Genomic DNA, 471 nt, shown 5'->3' with positions numbered 1-471 from the left:
TTTTCCGATAGCCCGGCACTTGTACGACGAACGCGCAGCGGCCGTCGTGGAGTTCGCACCACGTGCGATAGTCGTCGGCGCGACTACGCCGCGCCGGTGCGTCGGCGAACAACTCTTGGTCGAGCTTCGCCATCCCGTCGGCGAACTTCGTCGACATTCGCCGCGCTTCCGCATCGTTGCCGAACGGATTGTCGCCCGTTTTGCCGCCGATCGTCTTCTCGGCCGCATCGAGCGCAGCCTGCTCTGGCGACTTCGGAACCTCGGGCCGACCGGCGACGAACGCGAAGAGCGCAATCGCCGCGACGAGCGAGCCGTAGCCGAGCGCCAAGCCGGCGATCGCGATTCCTTTGCCGTAGATGCGTCCGGCGCCGTGCTTGATCGCGCTGAGCGCAAGATGCCCGCATGCAATCGCCGCCAGAGCGAGCGGGGCCGAAATGAAGATCAACCAAAACGTGATGAGCGCGATCAGCC

Annotated in this window: 1 protein-coding gene; it reads right to left on the bottom strand. The window is 65.4% G+C overall.

The window, feature by feature from the left end:
• Positions 1–471, bottom strand: a 471-nt coding sequence (locus D7Y13_RS46320; RefSeq protein WP_167508826.1) for a DUF4190 domain-containing protein, incomplete at both ends; no start/stop codon positions are given.

Source organism: Corallococcus praedator, assembly GCF_003612125.1.
Lineage (GTDB): Bacteria > Myxococcota > Myxococcia > Myxococcales > Myxococcaceae > Corallococcus > Corallococcus praedator.
The sequence above is the reverse complement of the archived record's forward strand: the minus strand, read 5'-3'. Positions and strand labels throughout refer to the sequence as shown.